The 26,335-nt window shown below is 47.5% G+C and carries 25 protein-coding genes and 2 riboswitches; of the genes, 23 read left to right on the plus strand and 2 right to left on the minus strand.

Translation table 11 applies throughout. The features are described from left to right. Positions 1–85 precede the first annotated feature (85 nt). From MAMMFC1_RS14900 to MAMMFC1_RS14980, 18 genes are all read left to right on the plus strand, one after another. Positions 86–2,056: a DUF4118 domain-containing protein gene (locus MAMMFC1_RS14900; protein ID WP_232035471.1), complete on the plus strand. Its 1,971-nt coding sequence runs from the start codon at positions 86–88 to the stop codon at positions 2,054–2,056. Then, a complete protein-coding gene (locus MAMMFC1_RS22410; protein ID WP_232035472.1) occupies positions 2,053–2,811 on the plus strand; it encodes a sensor histidine kinase in 759 nt (252 codons plus the stop codon). The genes MAMMFC1_RS14900 and MAMMFC1_RS22410 overlap by 4 nt, the downstream gene beginning before the upstream one ends. Continuing rightward, positions 2,808–3,497, plus strand: a complete 690-nt coding sequence (locus MAMMFC1_RS14905; protein ID WP_126309232.1) for a response regulator — start codon at positions 2,808–2,810, stop codon at positions 3,495–3,497. Before MAMMFC1_RS22410 ends, MAMMFC1_RS14905 begins: the two co-directional genes overlap by 4 nt. A 47-nt stretch (positions 3,498–3,544) precedes the next feature. After that, positions 3,545–3,883 (plus strand): P-II family nitrogen regulator, encoded by a 339-nt coding sequence (locus tag MAMMFC1_RS14910; protein WP_126309233.1) that lies wholly within the window; start codon positions 3,545–3,547, stop codon positions 3,881–3,883. A gap of 213 nt (positions 3,884–4,096) precedes the next feature. Next, entirely contained in the window at positions 4,097–5,410 is a 1,314-nt protein-coding gene (locus tag MAMMFC1_RS14915) for an ammonium transporter (protein WP_174234382.1), read from the plus strand. Between the two features lie 258 nt (positions 5,411–5,668). Further along, positions 5,669–6,367, plus strand: a complete 699-nt coding sequence (locus MAMMFC1_RS14920; RefSeq protein WP_232035473.1) for a C40 family peptidase — start codon at positions 5,669–5,671, stop codon at positions 6,365–6,367. Positions 6,368–6,566: 199 nt separating this feature from the next. Continuing rightward, positions 6,567–7,043: a YhcH/YjgK/YiaL family protein gene (locus MAMMFC1_RS14925; protein ID WP_126309234.1), complete on the plus strand. Its 477-nt coding sequence runs from the start codon at positions 6,567–6,569 to the stop codon at positions 7,041–7,043. Positions 7,044–7,128: 85 nt separating this feature from the next. Next, a riboswitch (purine riboswitch) is annotated at positions 7,129–7,230 on the plus strand. A 277-nt stretch (positions 7,231–7,507) separates the two neighbouring features. Further along, positions 7,508–7,999, plus strand: coding sequence for a 5-(carboxyamino)imidazole ribonucleotide mutase (gene purE, locus MAMMFC1_RS14930; protein WP_126309235.1), 492 nt, complete (start codon positions 7,508–7,510; stop codon positions 7,997–7,999). Positions 8,000–8,202: 203 nt separating this feature from the next. After that, positions 8,203–8,913: a phosphoribosylaminoimidazolesuccinocarboxamide synthase gene (purC, locus tag MAMMFC1_RS14935; RefSeq protein ID WP_126309236.1), complete on the plus strand. Its 711-nt coding sequence runs from the start codon at positions 8,203–8,205 to the stop codon at positions 8,911–8,913. 190 nt (positions 8,914–9,103) lie between these two features. Then, entirely contained in the window at positions 9,104–10,537 is a 1,434-nt protein-coding gene (gene purF, locus MAMMFC1_RS14940; protein ID WP_126309237.1) for an amidophosphoribosyltransferase, read from the plus strand. A 41-nt stretch (positions 10,538–10,578) separates the two neighbouring features. Then, positions 10,579–11,649: a phosphoribosylformylglycinamidine cyclo-ligase gene (purM, locus tag MAMMFC1_RS14945; protein WP_126309238.1), complete on the plus strand. Its 1,071-nt coding sequence runs from the start codon at positions 10,579–10,581 to the stop codon at positions 11,647–11,649. A gap of 245 nt (positions 11,650–11,894) precedes the next feature. Next, entirely contained in the window at positions 11,895–12,509 is a 615-nt protein-coding gene (purN, locus tag MAMMFC1_RS14950) for a phosphoribosylglycinamide formyltransferase (protein WP_126309239.1), read from the plus strand. Positions 12,510–12,537: 28 nt separating this feature from the next. Continuing rightward, a complete protein-coding gene (purH, locus tag MAMMFC1_RS14955; RefSeq protein ID WP_126309240.1) occupies positions 12,538–14,082 on the plus strand; it encodes a bifunctional phosphoribosylaminoimidazolecarboxamide formyltransferase/IMP cyclohydrolase in 1,545 nt (514 codons plus the stop codon). A 638-nt stretch (positions 14,083–14,720) separates the two neighbouring features. Continuing rightward, positions 14,721–16,403, plus strand: coding sequence for a glutamine--tRNA ligase/YqeY domain fusion protein (locus MAMMFC1_RS14960; protein ID WP_126310637.1), 1,683 nt, complete (start codon positions 14,721–14,723; stop codon positions 16,401–16,403). A 76-nt stretch (positions 16,404–16,479) separates the two neighbouring features. Further along, the gene (locus MAMMFC1_RS14965) at positions 16,480–17,229 is read left to right on the plus strand and encodes a YdcF family protein (protein WP_126309241.1); all 750 of its coding nucleotides are present in this window, start codon (positions 16,480–16,482) and stop codon (positions 17,227–17,229) included. A gap of 375 nt (positions 17,230–17,604) precedes the next feature. Further along, positions 17,605–18,876, plus strand: coding sequence for a phosphoribosylamine--glycine ligase (gene purD / locus MAMMFC1_RS14970; protein WP_126309242.1), 1,272 nt, complete (start codon positions 17,605–17,607; stop codon positions 18,874–18,876). Positions 18,877–18,881: 5 nt separating this feature from the next. Beyond that, positions 18,882–19,400, plus strand: coding sequence for a DUF456 domain-containing protein (locus tag MAMMFC1_RS14975; RefSeq protein ID WP_126309243.1), 519 nt, complete (start codon positions 18,882–18,884; stop codon positions 19,398–19,400). Between the two features lie 48 nt (positions 19,401–19,448). Further along, positions 19,449–20,090, plus strand: coding sequence for a TetR/AcrR family transcriptional regulator (locus MAMMFC1_RS14980; protein ID WP_126309244.1), 642 nt, complete (start codon positions 19,449–19,451; stop codon positions 20,088–20,090). An 86-nt stretch (positions 20,091–20,176) separates the two neighbouring features. Here MAMMFC1_RS14980 and MAMMFC1_RS14985 read toward each other — a convergent pair whose 3' ends face one another. Both MAMMFC1_RS14985 and MAMMFC1_RS14990 read right to left on the minus strand, forming a co-directional pair. Next, positions 20,177–20,476 (minus strand): hypothetical protein, encoded by a 300-nt coding sequence (locus MAMMFC1_RS14985; protein ID WP_126309245.1) that lies wholly within the window; start codon positions 20,474–20,476, stop codon positions 20,177–20,179. A 259-nt stretch (positions 20,477–20,735) separates the two neighbouring features. After that, positions 20,736–21,422, minus strand: coding sequence for a TraR/DksA C4-type zinc finger protein (locus MAMMFC1_RS14990; protein ID WP_126309246.1), 687 nt, complete (start codon positions 21,420–21,422; stop codon positions 20,736–20,738). 307 nt (positions 21,423–21,729) lie between these two features. Here MAMMFC1_RS14990 and MAMMFC1_RS14995 point away from each other — a divergent pair, with 307 nt between their 5' ends. The 5 genes from MAMMFC1_RS14995 to MAMMFC1_RS15015 all read left to right on the plus strand — a co-directional run bounded on the left by MAMMFC1_RS14995 (position 21,730) and on the right by MAMMFC1_RS15015 (position 26,331). Continuing rightward, positions 21,730–23,214, plus strand: a complete 1,485-nt coding sequence (locus tag MAMMFC1_RS14995; RefSeq protein WP_232035475.1) for a spore germination protein — start codon at positions 21,730–21,732, stop codon at positions 23,212–23,214. A gap of 39 nt (positions 23,215–23,253) precedes the next feature. Continuing rightward, positions 23,254–23,360: riboswitch (TPP riboswitch) on the plus strand. A gap of 131 nt (positions 23,361–23,491) precedes the next feature. Continuing rightward, on the plus strand, positions 23,492–24,142 hold the full coding sequence (gene thiE / locus MAMMFC1_RS15000) for a thiamine phosphate synthase (protein WP_126309247.1): 651 nt from the start codon (positions 23,492–23,494) through the stop codon (positions 24,140–24,142). A gap of 127 nt (positions 24,143–24,269) precedes the next feature. Then, positions 24,270–24,587, plus strand: coding sequence for a YerC/YecD family TrpR-related protein (locus MAMMFC1_RS15005; RefSeq protein WP_126309248.1), 318 nt, complete (start codon positions 24,270–24,272; stop codon positions 24,585–24,587). A gap of 3 nt (positions 24,588–24,590) precedes the next feature. Then, the gene (hisZ, locus tag MAMMFC1_RS15010) at positions 24,591–25,775 is read left to right on the plus strand and encodes an ATP phosphoribosyltransferase regulatory subunit (RefSeq protein WP_126309249.1); all 1,185 of its coding nucleotides are present in this window, start codon (positions 24,591–24,593) and stop codon (positions 25,773–25,775) included. A gap of 28 nt (positions 25,776–25,803) precedes the next feature. Next, a complete protein-coding gene (locus MAMMFC1_RS15015; RefSeq protein ID WP_126309250.1) occupies positions 25,804–26,331 on the plus strand; it encodes an HDIG domain-containing metalloprotein in 528 nt (175 codons plus the stop codon). Positions 26,332–26,335 lie beyond the last annotated feature (4 nt).

Raw genomic sequence — 26,335 nt, forward strand, 5'->3', positions numbered from 1 at the left:
GTTTACCACAATTAGGGTATAATATTATTGTAACCGTACTTGATGGCAGAGGAGAAAAAAGGGTAACCCGCAATGGGGGTGCAAGATGCCAAGGGAAAACAGTGATGATCGTCCCGACGCTGACGAATTACCGGGACGGATTCCAAAAGCAGCGAAAGGAAAACTAACCGTCTTTTTTGGGGCAGCAGCAGGTGTGGGCAAAACTTACACCATGTTGGAGGCTGCTCAGCAATGTTTGGCCGAAGGTATGGACGTGGTTAGCGGCTGGATTGAAACCCATGGCCGTGCGGAAACGGAAAGGCTTGTAGCCGGTCTGCCTTGCATTGCCCCGCAGATAATCCTGTATCGCGACAAGGAAATCAAGGAAATGGACATTGACGCCATCCTGGCGCGAAAACCGGACCTGGTCATAGTGGACGAATTGGCTCATACCAATATCCTCGGCTCCCGTCATGTCCGGCGATACCAGGATATAGAGGAGTTGCTAAATGCGGGCATCAACGTCTATACTACTCTTAGTATTCAACATATTGAGAGTCTGAACGACGTAGTAACCCGGATTACGGGTGTTATTGTCCGGGAGACGGTTCCTGACTACATCGTCGAACGGGCTGATACCGTTCAATTGATTGATATACCGCCGGAAGAACTTATCAAGCGCCTGAAAGAAGGTAAGGTCTACGTTCCCGGCCAAGTCGAGCAGGCTCTCAAAAAATTCTTCCGCCCCGGCAACATCAATGCGTTGCGGGAGCTGGCGCTCCGCTTTACCGCCAGCCGGGTTGACAAGGATTTAGCCCAATATATGCGGGAGCATAATATTGAGGGTCCATGGCCGGCAGCAGGACGCATCATGGTATGCGTCAGCGCCAGTCCATTTTCCGCTCAGCTTATCCGGGCCGCCAGACGCTTGTCCGGTGGCTTGCAAGCTGAACTCCTGGCCGTACATATTGAGGCGCCTACCCGCCGCTATCCCATGGGAGAGAAAGAACGTGACCGGGTGGTCCGGAACTTAAGGCTAGCCGAAGAATTAGGAGCCCAAACGCTGACTATAGTGGGCGAGAACTTAGTGAATGAAATATTAGAGGTGGCTCGTAGCCATAACGTGACCGCTATCGTTGTCGGCAGGCCGCAACACAGTCGCTTATGGGAACTTCGGCACGGCTCATTGGTAGATAAACTTATCCGCCATGGCGGCGGAATTAATGTCTATGTCATCCAGGGAAAAGCGGAAGAGGAAGAGCGGCCCGCCATTAAAACTGCCCCGCCTGCCGTCGCATCCAGGCCGCTTTGGCACTACTGCGGCGGTTTGTCCATGATGGTTGCCGTGACAATTTTAAGTTGGCTTTTTAAGGCCGAACTGGAACTTGTCAATATAGCTCTTTTATATGTTCTTCCCGTACTTTTGGCTGCTGCCTGGTGGGGACGCTGGCCGTCCTATGTTACCGCCGTGGCCAGCGTATTGGCCTTTGATTTTTTATTCGTATCGCCTATTTTCACTTTTTCCGTAAGCGACATACGTTATGTCTGGAGTTTTATAATCTTTTTATTTGTTTCGTTTGTCAGCGGCGGGCGGACTGAACTCCTGCGATTAGAGGCAAAGTCGGCCCGGCAGCGGGAGAAAAGAACTCGCGCATTGTACGAGTTCAGCCGGGGAATAGCTGCTGTTATCAACCTGGAGGCGATAGCGAAGGAACTGGCCAGGCATGCCGGGGAAACTATCGGCAGCAAAACCATGGTGCTTTTGCCGGACGATAAAGGCTATCTGGCGATGGCAGGGTTTTACGATCCAGCCCGTCCAGACAGCTTTTCCCAACCCCAGCCATTATTAGAGGCCGAAAATGCGGTGGCAAGCTGGGCCTATCAGCACAGGCAGGTGGCAGGACGATCAACTGAAACACTGCCGGGGCGGATTTTCTTCTCTATGTACCGCTTATTACCGGCGGCACGGTGCGGGGTGTCCTGGGTGTACATATCATTGCCAATAAAATCACCCCTGAAGAACGGAGGCTTATCGATGCCTGGGCGGGATTGGCGGCTATTGCTGTCGAAAGGGTGAAGCTGGCGGAAGCAGCCCGGGAAACAGCCCTGTTAGTAGAATCCGATCGTTTGCGCACCGCTCTTCTCAATTCCATTTCCCACGAACTCCGGACACCCCTGTCGGGCATTATTGGTTCGGTATCCACTTTGATGGAAGCAGGCGATCTGTACAACGAACAAACCCGGCGCGAACTATTGGAAACCATCCAGGAAGGGGCGGTCCGCATGGAGCGCGTCGTGGCCAATCTTTTGGACACTGCCCGCCTGGAAAGCGGCATGCTGCAACTTAAGACCGATTGGTGTGATATTGAAGATATTGTAGGCGCAGCCCTGCGTCGAATCGGTGATATGGCTCATCAACTCACTGTGGAGATACCTAATGACTTGGACCTGATCCGTGCCGACTGTATATTATTAGAGCAGGTGCTGGTTAATCTGGTGGACAACGCCATAAAGTATTCGCCACCCGCCAGCGCCATTGCTATTACTGCCGCTCAGGAAAACGGGAGTATGCAGGTGTCTGTTCTGGATAACGGCCCTGGCATTCCCAGTGAAGATTTATCCCGCATTTTTGATAAGTTTTATCGTATTCGCCAGCCAAAGCAAATGAGCGGTACCGGCTTGGGCTTATCTATTTGTAAAGGCATTATTGAAGCTCATGGCGGACGGATTTGGGCACAAAACCGTTCCGGTGGCGGAACGGCATTTCACTTTATCATCCCCGTCCGGGGAGACGGGGCGATTATTCCTCCAAAGGCAGGGAGACTGATATGAATGAAAAAGGACTCCGGATGCTGGTGATTGACGATGAGCAGCAAATTCGAAAACTCTTAAACGTTTCGTTAAGTGCCCACGGTTACCAAGTTCACGCAGCGGTGACAGGTCAGGAAGGAATCAACTGGGCAGCCGTCCATAAACCTGATCTAATTATCGTAGACCTCGGACTACCTGATATGGACGGAAAAAACGTGATCAAAAAAATACGTGAATGGTCACAGGTCCCTATTATTATTTTAACTGCCCGCGATCAGGAGCAGGAAAAAATCGAAGCTCTTGACGCCGGCGCCGACGACTATGTCACTAAACCTTTCGGTATGGGCGAACTCATGGCTCGCATGCGCGTATCCCTGCGCCGGGCGGCTACCGCCGAGAACGATCCAGTATTATCCTGCGGCGGCCTTGTCATAGATCTGGTACAGCGCCGTGTAACTGTAGAAGGGAGGGAGATAAAGCTGACTCCCACTGAATATGAAATTATTAAAATCATGGCTCAACATGCAGGCAGGGTACTGACCCACAAACAGCTCCTAAAAGCTGTGTGGGGCAACACTTATAATGAAGATACCCACTATATCCGGGTGTATGTAGGGCAATTACGGCGGAAAATTGAACAGGACCCTGCTCGCCCGCAATATATTATTACCGAATCCGGAGTGGGCTACCGGCTTATGGGGCAGTAGGGCGGCAGCCGCAGAAATATTCCGGGAGAAAGCGGGAGGAGATAGTTTTGCGAAAAGTTGAGGCAATCATTCGGCCGCATAAATTAAATGAGATAAAAGATGGTTTGTCCAGGTTAGGTATCAGAGGGATGACGGTTTCCGAAGTATTTGGCTATGGTCTGCAAAAAGGGCATATCGGTATATACCGGGGAAAGCAGTATAACATAAACATATTACCAAAAGTAAAAATTGAAATAGTAGCCTTGGCTGCCGATGTGGACGATATTATTGATATTATTATAAAAAAAGGGCAAACCGGTGAAATTGGTGACGGCAAAATATTCGTTTTACCGGTTGAGCAGGTCTACCGTATCCGCACAGGAGAATCCGGGAAAGCGGCCTTATAATTTTTGGATTACCATAATATTTTATTAATTTGGCAAGATCTATAAAAATCAGGATAAGATAAAATGTGTTGTGATTTGTGGATTTTATGATATAATATATCTGGAATTTAATATATTTTAAGGCAATGAAGCCGGACTTACCATACGTGTTACGTATGGTAAGTTTGGTTTTTTTGTTTTAGAAAAGGGTTTTAGAAAAGGGGAGGAAGAAAGATGGAATTGTCCATACACTCGTTGGCGTCGGGAATTGACACAGTTTGGGTTCTATTGTGCGCGGCATTGGTCTTTTTGATGGAGGGCGGCTTTGCAGCCTTGGAAGCCGGTTTTATCCGCAGTAAAAATTCATTGAACATTATTATGAAAGTAATAATGGACTGCACGGTTGGAATGATTGGCTATTTTGCATTTGGTTTTGCTTTTATGTATGGTCTCGATAAAGCTGGATTCATTGGATTTTCCGGATTCTTTCTTAATGGGGACATGACTCACCTGGGGTTAAAAATACCGGTCTATGCTTACTGGCTATTCCAAGCCGCCTTTGCAATAGCTATGGCCACCATCGTATCAGGCGCCGTTGCTGAGCGAATGAAATTTGCTCCCTACATAGTCTTTTCTTTCCTGGCTACGGTTATTATCTACCCGGTTGCCGGACACTGGGTATGGAGTGGTGATGGCTGGCTGAATAAGTTGGGGATGATGGATTTTGCCGGTTCTGCGGTGGTGCATTCTTTAGGTGGTTGGGCTTCGCTTGCTGCTGTTTATGTGCTAGGGCCCAGAACCGGGAAATTTGCCAAAGATGGTTCGGTGAACGTCATTCCTGGTCATAACTTGCCGCTTGCCGCTCTTGGCGCGTTTTTCCTGTGGTTTGGCTGGTTTGGATTTAATCCTGGAAGCACATTGTCGGGCCTTGATATGAATATTGCCCGGATTGCTGTGAACACCAACATTGCCGCCGCCGCCGGTGGCACGATGGCGGCTCTGTATACCGCGTTCCGATATGGCAAGGCCGATCCCAGTATGACAATAAACGGTGCTCTGGGCGGTCTTGTGGCCATAACTGCCGGCTGTGCGTTTGTGGAGCCTGTCAGTGCTTTAATTATTGGTGGTATTGCCGGTGTACTTATTGTTTTTGCTGTGGCATTTTTTGACTCCGTTCGGGCTGATGACCCGGTTGGTGCGATTGCAGTCCATGGAGTCTGCGGAACCTTTGGCACCATTGCCGTCGGAATTTTTGCCGAAAACGGCGGGCTGCTTTACGGCGGCGGAGTAGGATTGCTTGGGGTACAAGCCCTTGGGGTGATAGCTGTATCAGTATGGGGATTTGCTGCTACCTACGGATTGTTTAGCTTATTGAAAGCAATCGTCGGGATCAGGGTAGCGGTGGAAGAGGAAATTGAAGGATTAGATATTAGCGAACACGGTATAACGGCCTATAATGATCTGGAATACAACCCAATGCCGACATTAGGGCATACAGTCAATACCGCCGGTACGGTTATGACCGTAGAAAATCGGCTTGCTGAATAGAGTTGTTATCGTCAAGCAGAAATGACTGAGCATTTGTATCAAACCGAGTATAACTAAACGGTAACTTCATTTTAACAATACAGACTGCAGGCAGGAAGGTCACCATGTTGTCATGGCGGCCTTCTTATTTTTTTGGTTATATGTAAAAAACTTATGAAGATTATCATCTGCAGTGTCGATAAAGCAGGAATAACTCGGCAATTTGTAGAACGTAATGGCAAACATTGTAATATTTAATGGAGACAGGAGGGCGCCGGTATGATAAAAAACGTCAGGATGTTTATTGTGCTCATGGCTTTTTTGGGTATAGTATTTTTAGCCTATATTCCGGCCTACGCGGCCGAGCGGGTGTATTCAATAGGGGACGAGGGACTGGTAGTGGCGCAAATCCAGCTAAAATTAAATCAATTTGGTTATTCCAAGCGAGTGATTAACGGCAAATTTGATAAGGATATGTCCAAAGCAATAAAAGAATTTCAAAAAAAGAACAATTTACAGCAGACCGGTGTTGTGGATAAAGTTACTTATAAAATTTTGTTTGATACCGACATGCCGGAAATCAAGGCGCCACAGCAGCAAAAAGCCATACCGGCGAAAAGTACCGGCGTTACCAAGACAGCATCTAAATATCTCGGTACTCCCTACCGGTTTGGCGGAGCCGGTCCGGGAGGATTTGACTGCTCCGGCTTTGTTATGTATGTATTTGATAAGAACGGCAAAAAACTGCCGCGTACGGCAGATGTCCAGTTTACTGTTGGGCGCAAAATAGACCGGGTGGGTCTGACGCCGGGAGACCTGGTATTTTTCACAACTTATGCTCCGGGAGCTTCGCATGTGGGTATTTATTATGGTGACGGAAAGTTTATTCATGCCTCCTCCAGCCGGGGTGTGATGATCAGCAAGCTGGATGAAAGCTACTGGAAGGCACGATACTTAGGCGCAAAACGGGTTTTGTAGAAAGATCTCGGCTTAAAGTGGGGGAACTGCTTAGAAGCCGCCATTTGCGTCGGTGCTTCTGCGGTCCTCACTCCAGCGTACAACCAGTACGCTTCCGTTCCGGTCCTCGTCGCGCCTAGCACCTGACGACTTCTAAGCAGTTCGTGGCAGTTCATTGTCTGTGCAAAAATATAGTTCGTTTAAGATTGGGGGGGACAGAATGATTGTGGGGCACATTTCGAATATAGAGAAAGAAGCTCCGGCTTTTCATCCGGCGATTGTTATGGGGCTGAAGTTTCTTGCCAACGCCGATTTCGGTGCGCTGTCTCCCGGACGGTATACTATTGACGGTGATGATATGTATGTTAATATTGATCACTATCAAACTGAGCCGAAGGAAATTCGCCGGCCGGAAGCTCATCAAAAGTATATTGATATCCAGTACCTGATTGCGGGAGAAGAGATAATTGGTGTAAGCCTTTTAGCGAGTAAGTATCCGGTAATGGAAGATAAGCTGGCGACAAGTGATGTAATTTTTTACCAATCGGTGGACGATGAAGCGGATGTAATTATGACCCAGGGGATGTACGCTGTTTTATTTCCGTGGGATGTCCACCGCCCTTGCTGCAATCGGCTTGCCAGCAGGCCGGTGCGCAAAGCTGTGGTTAAAATAAGGACCGGGCTGTTAACAGAGTGAAAACCCGAACATTGGACGTTGCTTTTTAGAAAAAGTTCATTTTTCTGTTGACAGCTGTTCCGAAACGGCGGTACAATTAGAACCAGGAAATAAAGTCCATAAGGCTCGTATATTTTTGAGGATATGGCTCAAAAGTTTCTACCAGGCAACCGTAAATTGCCCGACTACGGGTGAAAGTGTACCTAGGGTTCCGCGCCGCCGGTTGAGGCTGGTGCTTATTTCGGTTGCGGCTGTGACCAAGTGGTACAGGTGTTATTGGATAACACTACACCGAAGGGATAAAAACCCTGGCGGGGAGGTTTCGCTCTAGAACTGTAAGACGCGAAGTTTCCCCGTTGGGGTTTTTTACATTGTGTTACCATATGTTTGGTAATTTGTTTGGTAATTGCTAATTCCGTATTCCGCCTGAAATAAGGGAGAAACTAATTTTATTAATCAGATTTCCGTCTAAGGGGTGATCACTTGTGAAAGTTGCAATTATTATGGGAAGTGATTCCGACTGGCCGCTGCTTGAACCAGCAGTGAAGCAATTGGCTGATTTGGGTATTAAAAATGAGATTTTAGTGGCATCTGCTCACCGGACTCCGGGAAAGGTTCACGATTTTGCTGCCGGTGCTAGGGAAAGAGGCGTGAAAGTTATTATTGCCGCTGCCGGAGCGGCAGCTCATCTGGCAGGCGTAGTGGCCAGTTTCACTACTCTGCCGGTTATTGGTGTTCCCATTAACAGCACGTCGCTGGGCGGGATAGATGCTTTATTAAGTGTTGCTCAGATGCCTGCCGGTATTCCGGTGGCCACTATGGCTATAAACGGTGCCAAGAACGCAGCTTTGTTTGCTGCTCAAGTCTTAGCGCTGGAAAATCCGGCGCTGGCGGAAAAGTTAACTGCTCACCGTGAGGAAATGGCACGGGAAGTGGAAATGAAAGCAGCCAGACTGTTGGAAAAAATCGGTAAATAAATCTATAGAGTATCGTAATGTTTATCTTCAATTGCCACGAACTGCTCAAAAATCGTCAGATGCTAGGCGCGACGAGGACCGGAACGCAAGCGTACTGGGATGTACGCTGGAGTGAGGACCGCAGGAGCAACGACGCAGATGGCGGTTTTTCAGCAGTTCCCAGCTTAAAGTGAATAGTTAAGAAGATAGGGGGAGATGCAAAGATGGACAAAAAACCTATGTATGAAGGAAAAGCCAAGCAAGTATATGCAACGGATAATCCCGATCAGTTATTAGTGTACTATAAGGATGACGCTACTGCGTTTAATGGTGAGAAACGCGGTACCATCGGCAATAAAGGTATTTTAAATAATAAGATCTCTACTTTCTTTTTTAACCTTTTGACCGAAAAAGGAATTCCCAATCATTTTGTCAAAATGGTCAGTGATAGGGAAATGCTGGTGAAAACCCTCAAGATTTTGTCGGTTGAAGTGGTTGTGCGTAATATTGCCGCCGGCAGCCTGGCCAAACGTATCGGCTGGGAAGAAGGACGAAAGCTGCCTGCTACCGTCGTTGAACTTTATTATAAAAATGATGATTTAGGTGATCCCCTTATCAACTATTATCATATCAGGGCTCTGGGTTTGGCAACTAATGAACAGGTCCTGCTTATGGAGCAATACGCCCTGAAGGTGAATGAAATACTTTCAGACTTTCTTAAAGACAAGAAGATCGAACTAATTGATTTCAAACTTGAGTTTGGATTGCATAACGGCGAACTGCTCCTGGGTGATGAAATCTCGCCTGATACCTGTCGCTTTTGGGATACGGAGACTGGCCAAAAATTAGACAAGGACCGGTTCCGTCGAGACTTGGGCAATGTGGAGGAAGCATATCAGGAAGTGTTAAAGCGGCTTACCGGGCAAAAACAATAGAGGCTGGTTCAAAACGCCCATCTGCGTTGTTGCTCCTGCGGGCGCTCACTCCACGTACTTCTCTGTACTGTTCCGTTCGCGTCCTCGTCGCGCCTAGCATCTGAACATTTTGAACCAGCCTCTCTAAATTAAGGATGCGTGTTTTTTGAAACACGCTTTAATAACCAATATTCGGTGAAGGAGATTAAAGGTGCTTTACGACGCATTGACAGATAAATTTAAAGAAGAGTGCGGCATATTCGGCATATTTTCCCGTTGTGAAAATGTCTCCATGATAACCTACTGGGGTCTGTACGCTCTCCAGCATCGCGGTCAGGAAAGCGCAGGTATAGCTGTTACCGACGGGTGTGTTATGGATATTCAGCGGGGAATGGGGTTGGTGCCTGACGTATTCAAAAATGGCGTGCCGGAAATGGCTGCCCATATCGCCATCGGTCATGTCCGCTACTCGACTACCGGTTCCAGTTTGCTGCGGAATACACAGCCTCTTCTGGTAAATTATTCCGGGGGTCAAATCAGCCTGGCCCATAACGGCAATCTTACTAATGCTCATGAAATTCGCAGCGGACTGGAAAAGGAAGGCTGTGTTTTTCAGACTTCAATCGACAGTGAAGTTATCGTTAACCTGATTGCCCGTTCCGGCAAACCGACGGTAGAAGAAAAAGTCAGCGATAGTTTGACCGGAGTGCACGGAGCGTATTGTCTGGTAATCATGACCGAAAACAAGCTCATTGGTGTACGGGACCCTAACGGTTTTCGGCCTCTTTGCATTGGCAAGACCGGTGAAGGCTGGGTTCTGGCTTCTGAATCCTGTGCTTTGGATACAGTTGGGGCGCGGTTTATCCGGGATGTGGAACCGGGGGAGATGGTGACTATTGATGACACCGGCCTAAGTTCCCGGCATTTTGCGGCAGCTGAGCGCCGGGCGGGTTGTGTGTTTGAGTATATCTATTTTGCCCGGCCGGACAGTATTATTGATGGTCAAAGCGTCTACGAGGCCAGGTTCAATATGGGAAAAACTTTAGCCAGGGAAAGCGGCTACAAAGCCGATATCGTTATATCCGTTCCCGACTCAGGCACCACGGCGGCCGTTGGTTTCAGTCGTGAATCAGGTATTCCGTTTGCGGAGGGACTAATGAAAAACCGCTATATCGGCCGGACATTCATACAGCCGGAACAGAAAAAACGAGATTTAGGCGTTCGGCTTAAACTCAACGCCGTTGCTTCCGTCGTAAAGGGCAAATCGGTAATTATGGTGGATGATTCCATTGTCCGCGGCACTACCAGCGGCAAGATTGTGCGCATGCTCAAAGATGCGGGGGCAACCAAGGTTCACATGTGCGTAAGTTCACCACCCATCGGCTACCCTTGTTACTATGGCATCGATACATCTGTGCGCAAAGAGCTTATAGCTGCCTCGAAGCTAGTTGACGAAATTCGCCGATTTATTGGCGCAGATTCGCTTCACTACCTGTCATTGGAGGGTTTGCATGCTTCCATTCCCAACATCTCAGGGAAGACTTTATGCAATGCCTGTTTCAACTGTGACTATCCGGCAAGAATTCCCTGTGCGGAACAGTGCAGCTGTAACAAGTATGTATTTGAACCCACCCAGCGCCATTGAGCAGATGGTTATAGACTGATTCAATAAGGGGAATCTAACGCATGAATGATAACAGTGATAACAATAATAGCAATGAGGGCAATATTGAATTGACCTACCGGGATGCCGGCGTTAATATAGACGCCGGGAACCGGGCGGTGGAACTGATAAAGCGGCACGTTCGCTCGACTTATCGTCCTGAGGTTCTGGGAGACATCGGCGGATTTGGCGGACTTTTTTCTTTAAACGCGGGAAAGTACCGTCAGCCTGTTCTGGTGAGCGGTACAGACGGCGTCGGTACTAAATTGCGGCTGGCTTTTATGATGGATAAGCATGATACTATCGGCCAGGATGCAGTAGCTATGTGCGTTAACGATATTCTGGTTCAAGGAGCCGAGCCACTCTTCTTTTTAGATTATCTGGCTGTCGGCAAACTGGACCCGGAAAAAGTCGCAGCCATTGTCAGCGGTGTTGCTTTAGGCTGCCGCGAGTCAGGCTGCGCTCTTATTGGCGGCGAAACAGCCGAGATGGCCGGTTTTTATCCGGATGGTGAGTATGATATTGCCGGCTTTGCCGTTGGCGTGGTGGACAAGGATAGTATCATTACCGGAGAAACGATTCGTCCGGGTGACGTGCTGATTGGACTGCCGTCCAGCGGTCTTCATTCCAATGGCTTTTCACTTGTCCGGAAAATATGCTTTGAGATTAAAAAAATGGCGGTAGATGTTTACATTCCCGAATTTGGCCGGACATTGGGCGAAGAGTTACTGGAACCCACCCGCCTCTATCCCAAGGTATGCCTACCGCTTCTGGAACGTTTCGAAGTCAAAGGTATGGTTCATGTCACAGGCGGCGGCTTTTATGACAACATACCCCGAGTGCTGCCGGACAATTGCGGTGTGGAAGTAGACGCGGCTGCATGGCCGGTTCCGCCCGTATTTAAACTTGTGCAGCAGTGGGGCCGTGTGGCCCGACCCGAGATGTACCGAACTTTTAACATGGGTATCGGCATGATTTTTGTTGTGCCCGCTGAGCAGACAGATACCATTTTGGACTATCTCTCCTCCCGCCAGGAAAAAGCCTATATAATCGGTAAAGTAACAACCGGTGACCGCCAAGTAGTACTCAAGTAAAAAGCAGGTTCAATAATGCAATGACAGTTATTCAGCAGATCTTAACGAGTAGTAAACTTGTATCTACCCAGCGTATCAAATGCCGCGAACTGCTTAGAAATCGTCAGCTGCTAGGCGCGATGAGTACTGGAACGCAAGCGTACTGGTTGTACGCTGGAGTGAAGCACGCAAGAGCAACGACGCAGATGGCGGTTTATAAGCAGTTCCCTACTTAAAGTAAATAGTTGGTAAAGGAGGCGTGGCGGGTGAATCGAACAGTCCTGGGAGTGCTGGCTTCCGGCCGGGGCAGCAACCTGCAGGCAATTCTCGACGCCATTAATGCCGGCCGGTTAGCGGCTAAAATAGGGGTGGTCATCAGCGACAATCCGGCAGCGAATGTATTAAAACGCATTGTCGGCCTGGGCATTCCGGCAGCTTGTATTGATCGCAGCCGTTTTTCCAGCAGGCCCGAGTTTGAAAGCGCCTTAGCGGCCGAGTTGAACTTGCATCATGTGGAGCTCGTAGTACTGGCCGGTTTTATGCGGGTACTAAGCCAGAATTTTATTGAATTGTTTCCGGGAAGGATTATGAATATCCACCCGTCGCTTTTGCCGGCTTTTCCCGGTGAAAATGCCCAGGAACAGGCGTTCCGGCACGGCGTAAAGGTATCAGGATGTACTGTGCATTTTGTTGACAAAGGTGTAGACACCGGACCCATCATCCTGCAAGAGGCTGTACCGGTACTGGAAAGCGATACAGTGGAGTCCTTGTCGGAGAGAATATTGCATGTAGAACATATTTTATACCCTCGTGCTATTGGTTTATATACGGCGGGCCGGCTTCGCATTGAGGGAAGCCGGGTTATTATCCTGGATAAGTAACAGTTACCAAGTAAGGGAGAAATGTCATATGGAGATTAAACGCGCGTTACTAAGCGTTTCCGATAAAACGGGTATTGTCGAACTGGCCCGGGCTTTATCGGGTTTGGGAATAGAAATTATTTCCACCGGCGGGACGATGAAGACCATTAAGGAAGCTGGTATTCCTGTTACATATGTAAGTGAAGTTACCGGCTTTCCCGAGATTATGGACGGGAGGGTAAAAACCTTAAATCCTTTCATTCATGGCGGGATTCTTGCCAGACGGGACAATCCTGATCATATAGCGGCGATGGCGAAACATGGCATCCGCGGGATTGACATGGTGGTTGTAAATTTATACCCGTTTCGGCAGACGATAGCCAAACCTGACGTTACTTTGAACGATGCCATTGAAAACATTGATATTGGCGGTCCGGCGATGATACGAGCAGCAGCAAAGAATTTTCAGTATGTCACCGTGGTTGTGAATCCTTCCCGTTACCCGGATGTTTTGCGGCAACTGGAAGCAACCGGCATGATCTCAAGCGATTTGCGCATGGGCTTGGCTCAGGAAGCTTTTTTACATACGGCCGAATATGATGCCTATATTGCCCGCTATCTTGGGCGGCAGCTTGGCGAAACCGAATTCCCGGTAAATCTCCAGCTGGCATATGAGAAGATACAGGATCTGCGCTACGGAGAAAATCCCCATCAACAGGCTGCATTTTACCGGCAAAAACATTTTGACGGACCGGGAGTGGCCACCGCCAAACAATTAAGCGGCAAGGAACTATCCTTTAACAATATTGTTGATGTGGAAGCCGCCTATTCCATTGTCGCGGAGTTCCAACAGCCGGCAGCTACCATTATCAAACATACCAATCCTTGCGGCATGGGAATTGGACCCACTATTGCCGAAGCCTACGCCAAAGCCTATGCAGCTGATCCTGTTTCCGCTTTTGGCGGCATTGTCGGGCTAAACCGGCAGGTAGACCGGGAAACGGCCGAGAAGATAAACGAGATATTTGTTGAAGTTGTTATTGCACCGGCGTTTAGCGATGAAGCAGTGTCGGTGCTGACTCAGAAAAAGAACATAAGGCTTTTGGCTGCCGGTTTACCTCAAACCGGCCAAGCCGGGAAGCTGGATATAAAACCTGTATCAGGCGGCATACTCCTGCAGGACGCGGATATAACAACTGCCACGCAGGAAGAAATGCAGGTTGTGACGAAACGTCGGCCAACGGCGGCGGAATGGGAACAGCTTCTCTTCGCCTGGAAAGTTGTGAAGCATGTGAAATCTAATGCCATTGTGATTGCCGGCAACAGTCAGACTTTGGGGGTAGGAGCCGGACAAATGAACCGGGTAGGGGCGGCGGAAATTGCTCTCGCACAGGCGGGAGATGCGGCCAAGGGAGCGGTATTGGCCTCAGACGCCTTTTTTCCCTTCGCCGATACCGTAGAGGCCGCGGCCCAAGCGGGTATTACCGCCATTATTCAGCCGGGAGGATCTTTAAAAGACGAAGATTCAATTACCGTTGCCAATCAGTATAGCATTACGATGGTATTCACCGGCGTACGGCATTTTAAACATTAACTACATGCCTGTAAGCAGGGAACTGCTTATAAACCGTCATGCTGCGTCGCCGTACCATCTGCGTTGCTGTCATCTGCGACAAATTAACTCGCGTTGATAACACTAAAGAAATCAGAATCGTGCTCCTGCGGTCCTCGCTCCAACGTACCTCCAGTACGCCTCCGCTCCGGTCCTCGTCGTGCCTAGACGGTCTGACTATGTTTACTTAGCAGCATATGAGTTGCTATTCACAATATGTTTTTTGGTATGCAACGGTATCTAACGATTTCTAAGCAGTTCGTGGCATTAGTGATCTGAGCAGATGCATGGAACACATGAAAGGCTATACACGCGAATTTTGCGGTGTAGCCTTCTTTTTACTTATTATAAAAAGTGGTAAAGAGAATTGGAACGCAGAGAGCGCAGAGGGCACAGAGAGAAATTAGTGTGCAGAGTTTTTCTTAAAAAATCATTTATTGATTGAATTGGTTTGAAAAAGTAACATACTAACAGTATAATAAAGAAAATTGGTAAATTATATAGTTATCATTATGGACTGGGGGGTCTAAGCAATGGATACCGACTGTAGACATGGTAAAGCCTGTAGTAAAGAAGTTGGCTTGGAAGCAAGCAATAAAGAGGATGGCTTGAATCAGACAATGCCGGCCAATTTTATTGAGAATATTATTAACGAGGATCTTAAGACCGGCAAATATGTCGGTCGCGTACATACGCGCTTTCCTCCTGAACCAAACGGATATTTACATATTGGACATGCAAAATCCATTTGTCTGAACTTTGGGTTGGCTTTGAAATATGGCGGCCTATGCAACTTGCGCTTTGATGATACCAACCCGAGCAAGGAAGACACCGAGTACGTTGACTCCATTCAGGAAGATGTCAAATGGCTGGGATTTTCCTGGGATGACCGCATGTTTTACGCTTCGGATTACTTTGAGCAATTGTATGAATATGCTGTCCAACTAATCAAGTCGGGGAAAGCATACGTATGCGACTTAAGCGCTGAGCAGATACGGGAGTATCGCGGCACCCTGACAGAGCCGGGAAAAGAAAGTCCCTATCGCAACCGTGGGGTGGAAGAAAATTTGGATTTGTTTGAACGGATGCGCGCCGGCGAGTTTCCAGACGGCTCCCGCGTATTGCGGGCTAAAATTGACATGGCTTCTCCTAATTTAAACATGCGGGACCCGGTATTATATCGCATCATGCGGGCTTCGCACCACCGGACCGGGGACAAATGGCTGATTTATCCCATGTACGATTATGCCCACCCGGTATCGGATTCCATTGAAGGTGTAACCCATTCCATTTGTACGCTGGAGTTCGAGGATCATCGTCCGCTATATGACTGGGCCCTTGAAGCCCTCGGCATCTACCAGTGCCGGCAAATTGAGTTTGCTCGCCTCAACCTGACTAACACCATTATGAGCAAGCGCTATCTCCGTCAATTGGTGGAGGAGGGATACGTAAGCAGCTGGGATGACCCGCGAATGCCGACCATATCCGGTCTTAGACGGCGTGGCTATACCCCTGAAGCCATCCGGGATTTTTGCGACCGCATCGGAGTTGCTAAAAGTAACAGTACTGTCGATATCGCCCTCTTGGAGCATTGTATTCGCGAAGACTTAAATACAAAAGCCTCACGCGTTATGGCTGTACTGCGGCCGTTAAAGGTAGTTATCGTAAACTATCCGGAGGACCGGGTTGAAGAACTGATTGCCGAGAACAATCCGGAAAATCCGGATATGGGATCCAGGGCAATGCCTTTCTCCCGCGAAATATACATTGAACAAGAGGACTTCAATGAGAATCCGCCGAAAAAATATTTTCGTCTGACTCCCGGTGGCGAAGTACGGCTTAAGCATGCTTATATTATCAAATGTGAGCAAGTGGTCAAAGATGAGAAAACCGGTGAAGTTCTTGAAGTTCACTGTACCTACGATCCCGCAACCAAAAGTGGCAGCGGAACCAGTAACCGGAAGGTCAAAGGCACTATTCATTGGGTATCAGCCGCTCATGCCGTTAAAGCTGAGGCCCGCCTTTATGATTATTTAATGATAAGCGGAGACCGGACGGAAGAAGAGGCCGGGGAGACTGACGACTTTAAGTCCAGGCTAAATCCGGATTCTTTGCATACTTTGAGTTGTTTTGTTGAACCTAGCCTTAAGATTGCAAAACCGGGCAGCCGCTATCAATTTTTGCGTCATGGTTATTTCTGCATGGATATAGTGGATTCTACCAATGAGATCCCTGTTTTTAACCGGATTGTATCCTTAAAAGACTCTTGGACTAAGACGGTGGCAGCACAAACAAAATCTTAACTGCAGAATTAAGAAAGACTTTTGCGGCAAAGCCGCGGTTGCCGCAAAAGTCTTTCCGGCTGTGGAGGTGGCTGAATTGCTGTACATTAAATTTTTCTATAGTACATTTTTATTGCCGCCAGGGATCTTTATCCTTATTTTCCTGCTGTATTTCATTTATTTATTCCGGCTGGATAGAAGGAAGGCAACGTTGGGTTTGCTTATTACTTTTATTTTCTATCTTACGGCTACCCATCTGGTGGGAGATTATTTTATCCGTTCCCTGGAAGGACGATACAGCCCGTCGCTTGCCCCTAACGGGGATGTGATTGTTATGCTGGGCGGGGGTGCCACCATGGATACGCCAAACGTAAATGGAACCGGCAATTTATCGGGTTCTGCCGCCAACAGGCTGTTAACCTCTGCCCAGCTATTTCATCTGCTTAACGTCCCGATAATTGTTTCGGGCGGCAAAACGTTTGAAAACACCGGGACGGAAGCTAAGATAGCAAGGCATATATTACTCGGTCTTGGCGTTCCGGAAGAAAAAATAATAATGGAAGATCAGAGCCGAAATACAACAGAGAACGCCATGTTTACCAAGACAATTTTGAACCAGTACGGGTTTTACCGCCCTATTTTAGTCACATCCGCATTTCACATGGAGCGGGCAGTGAGGCAGTTTGCTAAATTTGGTGTGAACGTGACACCCTATCCAACTGACTACCAGACAAACATACGGAGTAATTTTGAAGGCTACCAGTTATGGCCATCTTGTGATGCAATGCTGAATTTTCAATTGGCTTTAAAGGAGTATGTGGGCATACTGGCTTCTGAATGGTACTAATAGCTATTCACCTTTAAGTAGGGAACTGCTTAGAAACCGCCATCTGCGTCGTTGCTCCTGCGTGCTTCACTCCAGCGTACATCCCAGTACGCTTGCGTTCCAGTACTCGTCGCGCCTAGCATCTGACGATTTCTAAACAGTTCGTGGCATTTGATAATCTGAGTAGATACAAAAAAGGGTTGGAACTGTTTGGTCTGATAGAATTTCGAAAATATTTATGTTGTCCCAATTCGTCGACAATTGTTTTGTGGAGGAAATTACCGTTTTAGTGTAGAAAAAATGGTAATAGGTTTGTTATGGTCTTTTAAAGTATGGAGAATAATACGATATAATATAAGCATAGATGAACTTGCATACAAGGAGTGACAAATAAGTTTGAATATATTGGTGATAGGAGGAGGCGGGCGTGAGCACGCTTTGGCGTGGAAACTGTCACAGAGTCCACGCGTGAAGAAATTATATTGCGCGCCGGGGAATCCTGGGATAGCTTCCTTAGCTGAATGCGTAGCCATTAATGTTACTGATAATAAATCCTTGGGCAGCTTTGCTAAGGAACATAATATAGATTTGACGGTAGTTGGTCCTGAATTGCCTCTTACCAACGGCATTGTTGATTATTTCAACGAATTGGGCCTCAAGATATTTGGACCCAATCAGATGGCTGCCCAAATTGAAGGCTCCAAAGCTTTTGCCAAAGAACTTATGCATAAATACGGAATACCTACAGCCAAGTCAGAGGTATTTACTGATGCTAATGCCGCCATTCGGTATATCCAAGAACAAGGTGCGCCAATTGTGGTGAAAGCGGATGGTTTAGCAGCAGGAAAAGGCGTGGTTGTGGCTATGACCGTGGAAGAAGCAACAGCCGCCGTAGAGATGATAATGCTGGATAAGTTTTTCGGCAATGCCGGAGCACAGGTGGTAGTCGAAGAATATCTCAGGGGGGAAGAAGCGTCTGTTTTAGCTTTTACCGACGGAATTACTGTTAAGCCAATGGTAGCTGCTCAGGATCATAAGCGCGTGTTTGACGGCGACCAGGGGCCAAATACGGGCGGAATGGGGGCTTATGCCCCTGCGCCGGTAGTTACCCCGACTTTAGAGAAGAGAGTAGTTACGGAAATTCTCCAGCCGGTAATTAAGGCGATGCAGGAAGAAGGACGGCCCTATACCGGCTGTCTTTATGCAGGACTCATGATTACGGACACGGGACCAAAAGTGATAGAATTCAACGCTCGTTTTGGCGACCCGGAAACCCAGGTCGTATTGCCGCTGGTAGCTTCTGATCTGGTTGATATTATGGAAGCTTGCATAGAACAAAGGTTAAAGGGTATTGAAGTGGAGTGGTCGAATCAGGCGGCCGTTTGCATTGTTTTGGCAGCTGGCGGGTATCCTGGTGAATATAGAAAAGGTGACACTATACATGGTATTAGTCAGGCTGAGGAAAAAGGGGCATTGGTATTCCATGCCGGTACTGCGTTCAACGCAGATGAAGTAGTGACAAACGGCGGACGGGTACTTGGCGTCACCGCAACCGGCTTCAGTATTGAACTGGCTATTAAGAAAGCATATGAGGCGGCAGGGAAGATTCATTTCCGTGACATGCACTTCCGGAACGACATTGCCTGCCGGGCGCTAAACCGGGTCTGACCGACATGGAATATAACTTAGTTATTATAAACCTTCTGACCATCGGGGTTTTATTGATGGGTTTAATCCTGACTGCGATCGGGTTACCCGGAAATGTGGTAATTTTTGTTACAGCCCTCACTTATGGCTACTTTGAAGGTTTTTCCCATATAACGTATTCGGTTTTGCTTCTAATTCTGGCTGCTTTTTTAGCTGGTGAGGCTATTGAGTTTGTGGCCGGCTCCCTGGGAGCCAAAAAAGGAAACGCATCCCGGCGGGCTGTTTGGGCAGCATTTTTGGGTGGAATAGCAGGCGGCATAATCGGTACCGGCATGGCGCCCGGGATTGGTTCTTTGCTTGGGGCTGTGGCGGGAGCTTTCGCTAGCGGTTTCGCGGCTGAACTTAGTAAAACCGGTGACATAACCAAGGCTGGACAGGTGGCAAAAAGTATAGTTATTGGGCAGGTATTAGGCATTATTGCTAAACTGGCCATAGCCTTTGGTATGGTTATCTTGCTCATCTCTAAGCTGGTTTGGACCGGTTAGGCGACTGTTTCAACAGTCTTTGAGAGAGGATGAATTCAGGAGGTTAGTATGAACAACAGCCAGGAACACGGACAGGTGGATGATGGTCGCGGCAAGCGGCAGCAGATACTTGATGCTGCTTATACTGTTTTTTCCCGCAAGGGCTACCATCGCGCTACGGTAGATGAAATTATTGCCCTTGCCGATACCGGCAAGGGGACAGTATATAATTATTTTGTTAACAAAGAGCAATTGTTTTACACATTGATTAAAGAGTGCAGCGCAAAATTCGAGGCAGACCTGGCAGCAATTGCTGCGCTGGATGAACTGCCATTAGACAAAGTCGGGAAGGCTATTAAAGTGTTTCTGGAATTTTATGTGGCCAATGCTGACTTGTGGCGAGTTTTGATGTATGAAATGCGCGGTGTGGGAACTGAAGGAAAATCAGCTTTCACCCTGGTTCAACGGGAAAAATATAAAGAGCGTTTTACCCATACTATCGAAATGCTGGAGAAAATATTGCAAGAAGGTATTGACCAGAAAGTCATCCGGCCTTGTGATGTGACCAAAGCTGCGCACGGGTTGTTCAGCGTTATCCTCATGATGGTCTTTCAGGGATTTGTGGGCCAGAACGATGAGAGTATTGAAAAAGTGTCGCGCAATATTGCGGATATTTTCTTATATGGTGTTGCGCAGACCAATAATAATTAGACGGCTGATTAGCTGTCTGCTCTAGAATTCCTATGGTCTGAACCGCCCCTTTTGAGGGCGGTCTTTTAGTATCCGTTTAAAGAGGATTATTTTCCTATTAAAAGATGATTATTTGAAATTTGATGAATTTGCTCCTGCAAATCTTTTATTTGCTTTTGTACATCATCTTCCGGCGTTTTTTCCTTATTTTCTTTTTCTTTCTTTACACGCAACGCTTCTTCTTGTGCGGCAACCGTTAACAATAGCGCCCCTAATGCAGCCAAAAAATTACCTAAAACATTTAATTGTTCTGAGGTTAATGTCTCCTCAAGTGCTACGGTGATAAGCGTGGCTAAAATGGCAAGCTCATTTGGGTCCAACTCAAAAAATGGTATGTTACTTTCCATTGTTTACTTCATCCCATCATTTTCTATTATGCTCGATCCTGCAAACAATGTTTGCATTTGTCCGAGGGGGGAAGGGGCAAGATATGTGCATAAAAAAGGTTACAACGCAAATAAGTATGCCCAATTGCGTTATAACCTTTGAAATTAGATATAGGAGATACTATATTATATACATACAGTCGGAAATTCATTCGAAAATGGCAACACTTTGGCGGTCCTTTTCCAGATAACAGACTGCATGTCTGGAAAATTTAGGAATCTAATTATTGTTAGTTTCCTTATACCGCTTATCCGTAGGATTTCGAGTATTTGCGGCGTTGCTGGGGATTGCATCTGCTAAATCAACTATTCCCTGATGTTCATTGCTATTTGGCCAGGCAGCCTTATAATTATAGGAGCCGGGAATATCCTGCGGCGAGTCTGAACTGCCCCATTTTAGTACCGCCTGTAAGGCATCTTCACCATCGAATCCTACAAAATTAATATCTGCGGTATCCAAGAATGTCCGATGAAACGGAGGAGCCAACACTCCTTCTTCTAAGGGACGGGGTGTGGCATCGATAACATTCCTGTCCTTCTGGCATTCAATGCAGCGCACAGCCCAGGGCAATGCTTCCAGGCGCTCAATATCAATTTTCCTGCCGCATTTTTCACAAATACCGTAGGACCCGGCGTGTATCCGGTCCAGGGCTGCTTCCACCTGTTCGAGAAGTATATGTTCATTATCCCGAAGCGCCACGTCCTTACTCCGCTCAAACACAACATCTCCCAGATCAGCAGGATGGTTGTCGTACATGGAAAGCTCGCCCACGGAATCTGACATAGTATCGCCAATACCTGTTTCTTCAAGACGGCTAATTACCTGTGTTAGCCGGTCTTTTTCTTTTATTAGCGCGTTTTTAAATCGCTGAAGGACAGCCGGTGGAAGGTGTTGAGTATATTGCACTGATCGATTCTCCCTTTCGATAAAAAATTTAATTGGAACATTATACTCAAAACAGAAAATGTTTTCGAATTTGGAATGGTTGCGTCATCATCGTTTGCGACTGCATTCACCTCCTTCGAATCTATAATGTTCCCAATTACCAAGCGCTTATGTCGGTCAGTTTCGCGGCCGGTTTTCCGTTTGAATTCAATGGGGTACTGCAGGAAACAGTATGTAAAGACGTATAAAAAAAATCTGTGGGGAAAAACTTACATCGAAATACCGAGCCGTTATCGGCCATCAGCACAATAGCGAACGGAGTGGCTTAATGAAAAACGAGCATAACGAGTATATGGATATGAAAATTAATAAGGACATTGATGCAAACATCAACTATTTAAAAGAACTTGTCGGGGTCGGCGAAAGTTTTGACATTATTTTTCGCGAATATAAAGTCGGCCGCAGACGGGCGGCGTCTTTCTCTATCAATGGTATGACCAATGATGTTCTCCTTACCAATGTCTTTCAAAATATGATACTTTTTAATCAGGACGATTTATCGATTAATACGCTGCAAAAGCTGTTTTACTCGCACGCCACGCATTCGCAGGTAAAACTGGTTGATAATATGCATGACGCTGTCATCAGTATGTTATCCGGCGAACTTATATTTTTTGTCGACAACGAGGAACAGGTAATTGTTTTCGATGCCAGGGCATATCCCGTACGCGCCCCGGAAGAATCAAATATTGAGAAGGTAACAAGAGGATCCAGGGACTCCTTTGTTGAGACTTTGCCGTTTAGTACAAGCTTGATCCGGCGGCGGTTACGCGACCCGAATCTACGGTTTGAAATCGTTAAAGTGGGTACCAGATCACAGACAGACGTCGCTGTTGCTTATATAAAGGATATAGTCAACCCGGATTTAATCAAAATCATTAAGGAACGCCTTAACAGTATTGTAATTGATGGTGTCCCAATGGCGGAAAAAGCCATTGAAGAATTCGTTCTTCGCGGCAGTAAATGGAATCCGCTTCCCAAAGTGCGGTACACTGAGCGGCCGGATGTAGTTGCGGTTCACCTTTTAGAGGGGCATGTCTGCCTCATTGTTGATACAACGCCTGATGCTATGATATTGCCTACTACCTTCTGGCATCATGTGCAGCATGTGGAAGAGTATCATCAAAACCCCCTGATCGGCTCCTATCTGCGTTTGGTGCGGCTATTTGGCATACTCATGTCTCTGCTGTTGCCGCCGGTGTGGCTTGCCATGAGTTTGCAGCAGCATCTTTTGCCGGAATCTCTCGCTTTTTTGGGCCCGCGTGATCCGGGGATTATTCCGCTGGGAGTGCAGTTTATTCTCGCGGATATCGGCGTTGAACTGGTTCGTATGGCTACTGTTCATGTTCCGTCGGCGCAATCAACCGCTTTAGGATTCATCGGCGCTTTTATGCTGGGAGAATTTGCGACCAAAGTCGGGCTGTTCGGCAATGAGGTCATTTTTTATACGGCTGTTGCGGCGGTAGGAGGATTTGCAACACCGAGTGTAGAGCTTTCCATGACTATGCGCTTTTTCAGAATCGGCCTGCTCCTCCTCGTAATGTTTTTCAAATTGCCTGGTCTGTTCATTGGGATCATTGCGATCTTTCTGATAATGTTAGGGACTAAATCTTTAAATTTTCCCTATCTTTGGCCGTTATTCCCCTTTAATTACCAGGCAATGAAAGATGTCATTTTCCGGCTGCCGATACCGAAGAAAGTCCTCCGTCCGGCCATGCTCAAGCCCCAGGACAAGGACCGGCAGGAGAAGTGATTTCAGACTATTGCCAGCTGCATATAAAAGATGTAATATAGAAATTACCAAGGGAGCTCATGTTATGGGCTGAGAGTGGGCTGTAAGCGCCAGACCTTTTACCTGATCGGGATAATGCCCGCGTAGGAAGGTAATGGTAATGATTTGGCGCGCCTCATTTTGTGAGTCGCGCTTTTTGGTATTATGGGCTCCCCGCGTAACTATAGCGGCGGCCAAACAGGCTGACATTGTGCTAAATTATATTCTGGGTATAAACAAGTGATGAGGAGAGTAGCCAATGAAAAACTTTCATCTGGAGAATCTGATAGCTGCCGACATTTACGGCATAACGGCGGCAGACTATTCATTAGGGCGCACCAATGTGGAAATTGTCGACTTGCTAATCGCTGCCGGAATCAAAATTATTCAATACCGGGAAAAAAAGAAGCAAGCGCGGGCGAAATATGAAGAGTGCCTTATTATCCGGGAAAAGACCCGGGCTGCAGGTGTAACCTTTATTGTAAATGATCACATTGATTTGGCCATTCTGGTAGAAGCTGACGGTGTGCATATCGGTCAGGATGATCTGCCGCCGCAAGCAGTTCGCAAGCTGGTGGGCGAGAATATGCTTATTGGTCTTTCCACCCACTCGCCTGGCCAGGCTGCTGCTGCTGTTCGTCTAGGTGCGGTTGATTATATTGGCGTTGGTCCTATTTATACGCCGGGCATAAAAAAAGAGGATGTTTGCGCGCCCGTCGGGCTGGAGTATTTGGATTATGTGGCAGGCAATATAAACCTGCCGTTTGTTGCCATCGGCGGAATCAAAGAGCATAACATCAGATTGGTCAAAAACCATGGGGCGCGTACCATTGCCTTGGTCAGCGAAATCGTGGGCGCTGAGAATATTGGCGCTAAGGTTGCCGCGCTAAGGCAGGAAATGAACAGGTAATGAAGTTAATATATTTTCATATTGTAAAGAATCGAAGGATTAAAGCAGTAAAGCAGGGAATCTGATTTTGATGACGAATAGAAAAATTTAGATTTAAGTTTGCCGATTCGCGAGGAGGGCGGAATTTGTGCCGGTAAACCCTAAGCTTAAAGATGACTTAACCGACCGGTTATTTCAGGCCATATTGTCTTTACAGACTGAGGAAGAGTGCTACCAGTTTTTTGAAGATGTCTGTACAATTAGCGAATTAAAAGCTATGGCTCAGCGGCTGGAAGTAGCCAGAATGTTGAAGGCGGGCCACACATACGATGAAATAGTAGATCGGACAGGGGCCAGCACTGCGACCGTCAGCAGGGTGAAACGCTGTTTATATTATGGCGCGGATGGTTACAAACAGGTTTTACTTCGCCTTGAGGAAGAAAACAAGAGAATGGAGAGTTTATAGCATATGAACCGGGACCAATATGTACCGCAAATACCTTATGGAACACGTGACTTGCTGCCGCGTGAAGCTAAGCAGAAGCGAACGGTGGAGAACTCCTTGGCGGATTTATTTACAAAATGGGGCTATGAAGAGGTAATCACGCCTACTTTCGAGTATCTGCAAACTTTGTCTATCGGCGCTGGTGATGAAATGCTCCAGCATGTATTTAAATTCTTTGACAAAAATAATCGTATTCTGGTATTGCGGCCCGACATGACGACTCCTTTGGCCCGGGTAGCGGCTACCCGGCTTAAGGAAACTCCCCCGCCGGTTCGGCTGTTCTATTTGACCAATGTGTTTCGGCACGAGCTGGCGCAAGCCGGACGGCAGTGTGAATTTTATCAAGCCGGAGTCGAGCTGTTGGGTGCTTCTGACCCGGCGGCTGATGCGGAAGTGGTGGCATTAGCCGTGAACGCCATGTTAGAATCAGGTCTTGCTAATTTTCAAATCAGTTTGGGTCAGGTGGAATTTATTAACGGTATCATGGCTGAGAGCGGTCTTGAGGCTGAGTATCGGCATAAAGTTAAGCACTGCATGGTTACCCGCGATTTAGTAGGGTTAGGGGAAATTTTATCACAGTGTGGTTTAAGTACCGGTACCCAGAAGCTTTTGCAGCGGATTCCGCTACTTCATGGCCGGAATGATATGCTCGACCAGGCCTATCACTTGGTGCAAAATGACCTCAGCCGGCAGGCGCTGGATAATCTGGCTGACATCCGCAGACTGCTTACGGGTTACGGCGTGGATCAATACGTCAATTTTGATTTGGGAATCATTCGCGATTTGGATTACTATACCGGCATGGTATTTGAAGCATACACGCCGGGATTGGGCTTCCCGCTGTGCGGGGGCGGCAGATACGACAAAATGGTTGCTGCTTTTGGTATTGAATGTCCGGCTACGGGTTTTGCCCTTGGAATTGAACGAGTGTTGCTGGCTCTGGAGCGGCAAGGTATAAATATAAACATAAAAGCCAAGGATGTGTATATTGCCTGGAAGCAGGGACTGCTGTCGAAGGCTATTGCGACTGCGCAAGAACAACGTGGCTTGGGTCGAATAGCGGAATTGGCGCTGGGACCACAAACCAGAGACCAGGCAGAGGTGGCGCAGCGTGAACGGGGATATCGGGAATTAATTTATATCGAGTGAGTGAATAAAGTAATAAAAGGATTAGTCAATGTTGAACCGGGTAAAACAGGTCGTTGCCGCTTTAAGAGCTGAAATTAACCAGGACGATAGGAATTTTGTCGCCTGCCATTTAACGGAAAAGGAAGCGGCATTGTTTTGGCGTATGAACCTGCCTGACCAGCGCCACTCGCTAAATGTTGCCTATAGCGCTTTAGAGCTTGCTCAGGGGAATAAGAGTATTAACAGTAAAGTTTTATTGAAAGCTGCCTTGCTGCATGATGTAGGCAAAGTTAAAGGCGATGTAAGCACTTTGGACAAAATTGTTACCGTTATTCTCAATAAGGTCGTACCTGAGTGGACCCGGGCTTGGGGGCGGGAAGGCCGGGGCGGAAGAATTGCCAATGTAAGGCATGCTATATATATTTACTATCATCATCCCGCTCGCGGCGCCGACATGCTTGCCGCACAAGGAGTTGAGGGGGAAGTGGTATATATAGTGGGCAAACATCATGCAGCTCCGGCGGCAAACGATGCGCCGGAGCTGCGAGTGCTGCGAACAGCCGATAATATGCACTAAGAGA

This window comes from Methylomusa anaerophila (assembly GCF_003966895.1).
Taxonomy (GTDB): Bacteria; Bacillota; Negativicutes; order Sporomusales; family Sporomusaceae; genus Methylomusa; species Methylomusa anaerophila.

Coding starts and splice junctions, on each gene's coding strand:
- MAMMFC1_RS14900 (WP_232035471.1), top strand. CDS start 86: ATGCCAAGGGAAAACAGTGATGATCGTCCCGACGCTGACGAATTACCG.
- MAMMFC1_RS14905 (WP_126309232.1), top strand. CDS start 2,808: ATGAATGAAAAAGGACTCCGGATGCTGGTGATTGACGATGAGCAGCAA.
- MAMMFC1_RS14915 (WP_174234382.1), top strand. CDS start 4,097: ATGGAATTGTCCATACACTCGTTGGCGTCGGGAATTGACACAGTTTGG.
- MAMMFC1_RS14920 (WP_232035473.1), top strand. CDS start 5,669: ATGATAAAAAACGTCAGGATGTTTATTGTGCTCATGGCTTTTTTGGGT.
- MAMMFC1_RS14925 (WP_126309234.1), top strand. CDS start 6,567: ATGATTGTGGGGCACATTTCGAATATAGAGAAAGAAGCTCCGGCTTTT.
- purC (WP_126309236.1), top strand. CDS start 8,203: ATGGACAAAAAACCTATGTATGAAGGAAAAGCCAAGCAAGTATATGCA.
- purM (WP_126309238.1), top strand. CDS start 10,579: ATGAATGATAACAGTGATAACAATAATAGCAATGAGGGCAATATTGAA.
- purH (WP_126309240.1), top strand. CDS start 12,538: ATGGAGATTAAACGCGCGTTACTAAGCGTTTCCGATAAAACGGGTATT.
- MAMMFC1_RS14960 (WP_126310637.1), top strand. CDS start 14,721: ATGCCGGCCAATTTTATTGAGAATATTATTAACGAGGATCTTAAGACC.
- MAMMFC1_RS14975 (WP_126309243.1), top strand. CDS start 18,882: ATGGAATATAACTTAGTTATTATAAACCTTCTGACCATCGGGGTTTTA.
- MAMMFC1_RS14980 (WP_126309244.1), top strand. CDS start 19,449: ATGAACAACAGCCAGGAACACGGACAGGTGGATGATGGTCGCGGCAAG.
- MAMMFC1_RS14985 (WP_126309245.1), bottom strand. CDS start 20,476: ATGGAAAGTAACATACCATTTTTTGAGTTGGACCCAAATGAGCTTGCC.
- MAMMFC1_RS14995 (WP_232035475.1), top strand. CDS start 21,730: ATGAAAAACGAGCATAACGAGTATATGGATATGAAAATTAATAAGGAC.
- thiE (WP_126309247.1), top strand. CDS start 23,492: ATGAAAAACTTTCATCTGGAGAATCTGATAGCTGCCGACATTTACGGC.
- hisZ (WP_126309249.1), top strand. CDS start 24,591: ATGAACCGGGACCAATATGTACCGCAAATACCTTATGGAACACGTGAC.
- MAMMFC1_RS15015 (WP_126309250.1), top strand. CDS start 25,804: ATGTTGAACCGGGTAAAACAGGTCGTTGCCGCTTTAAGAGCTGAAATT.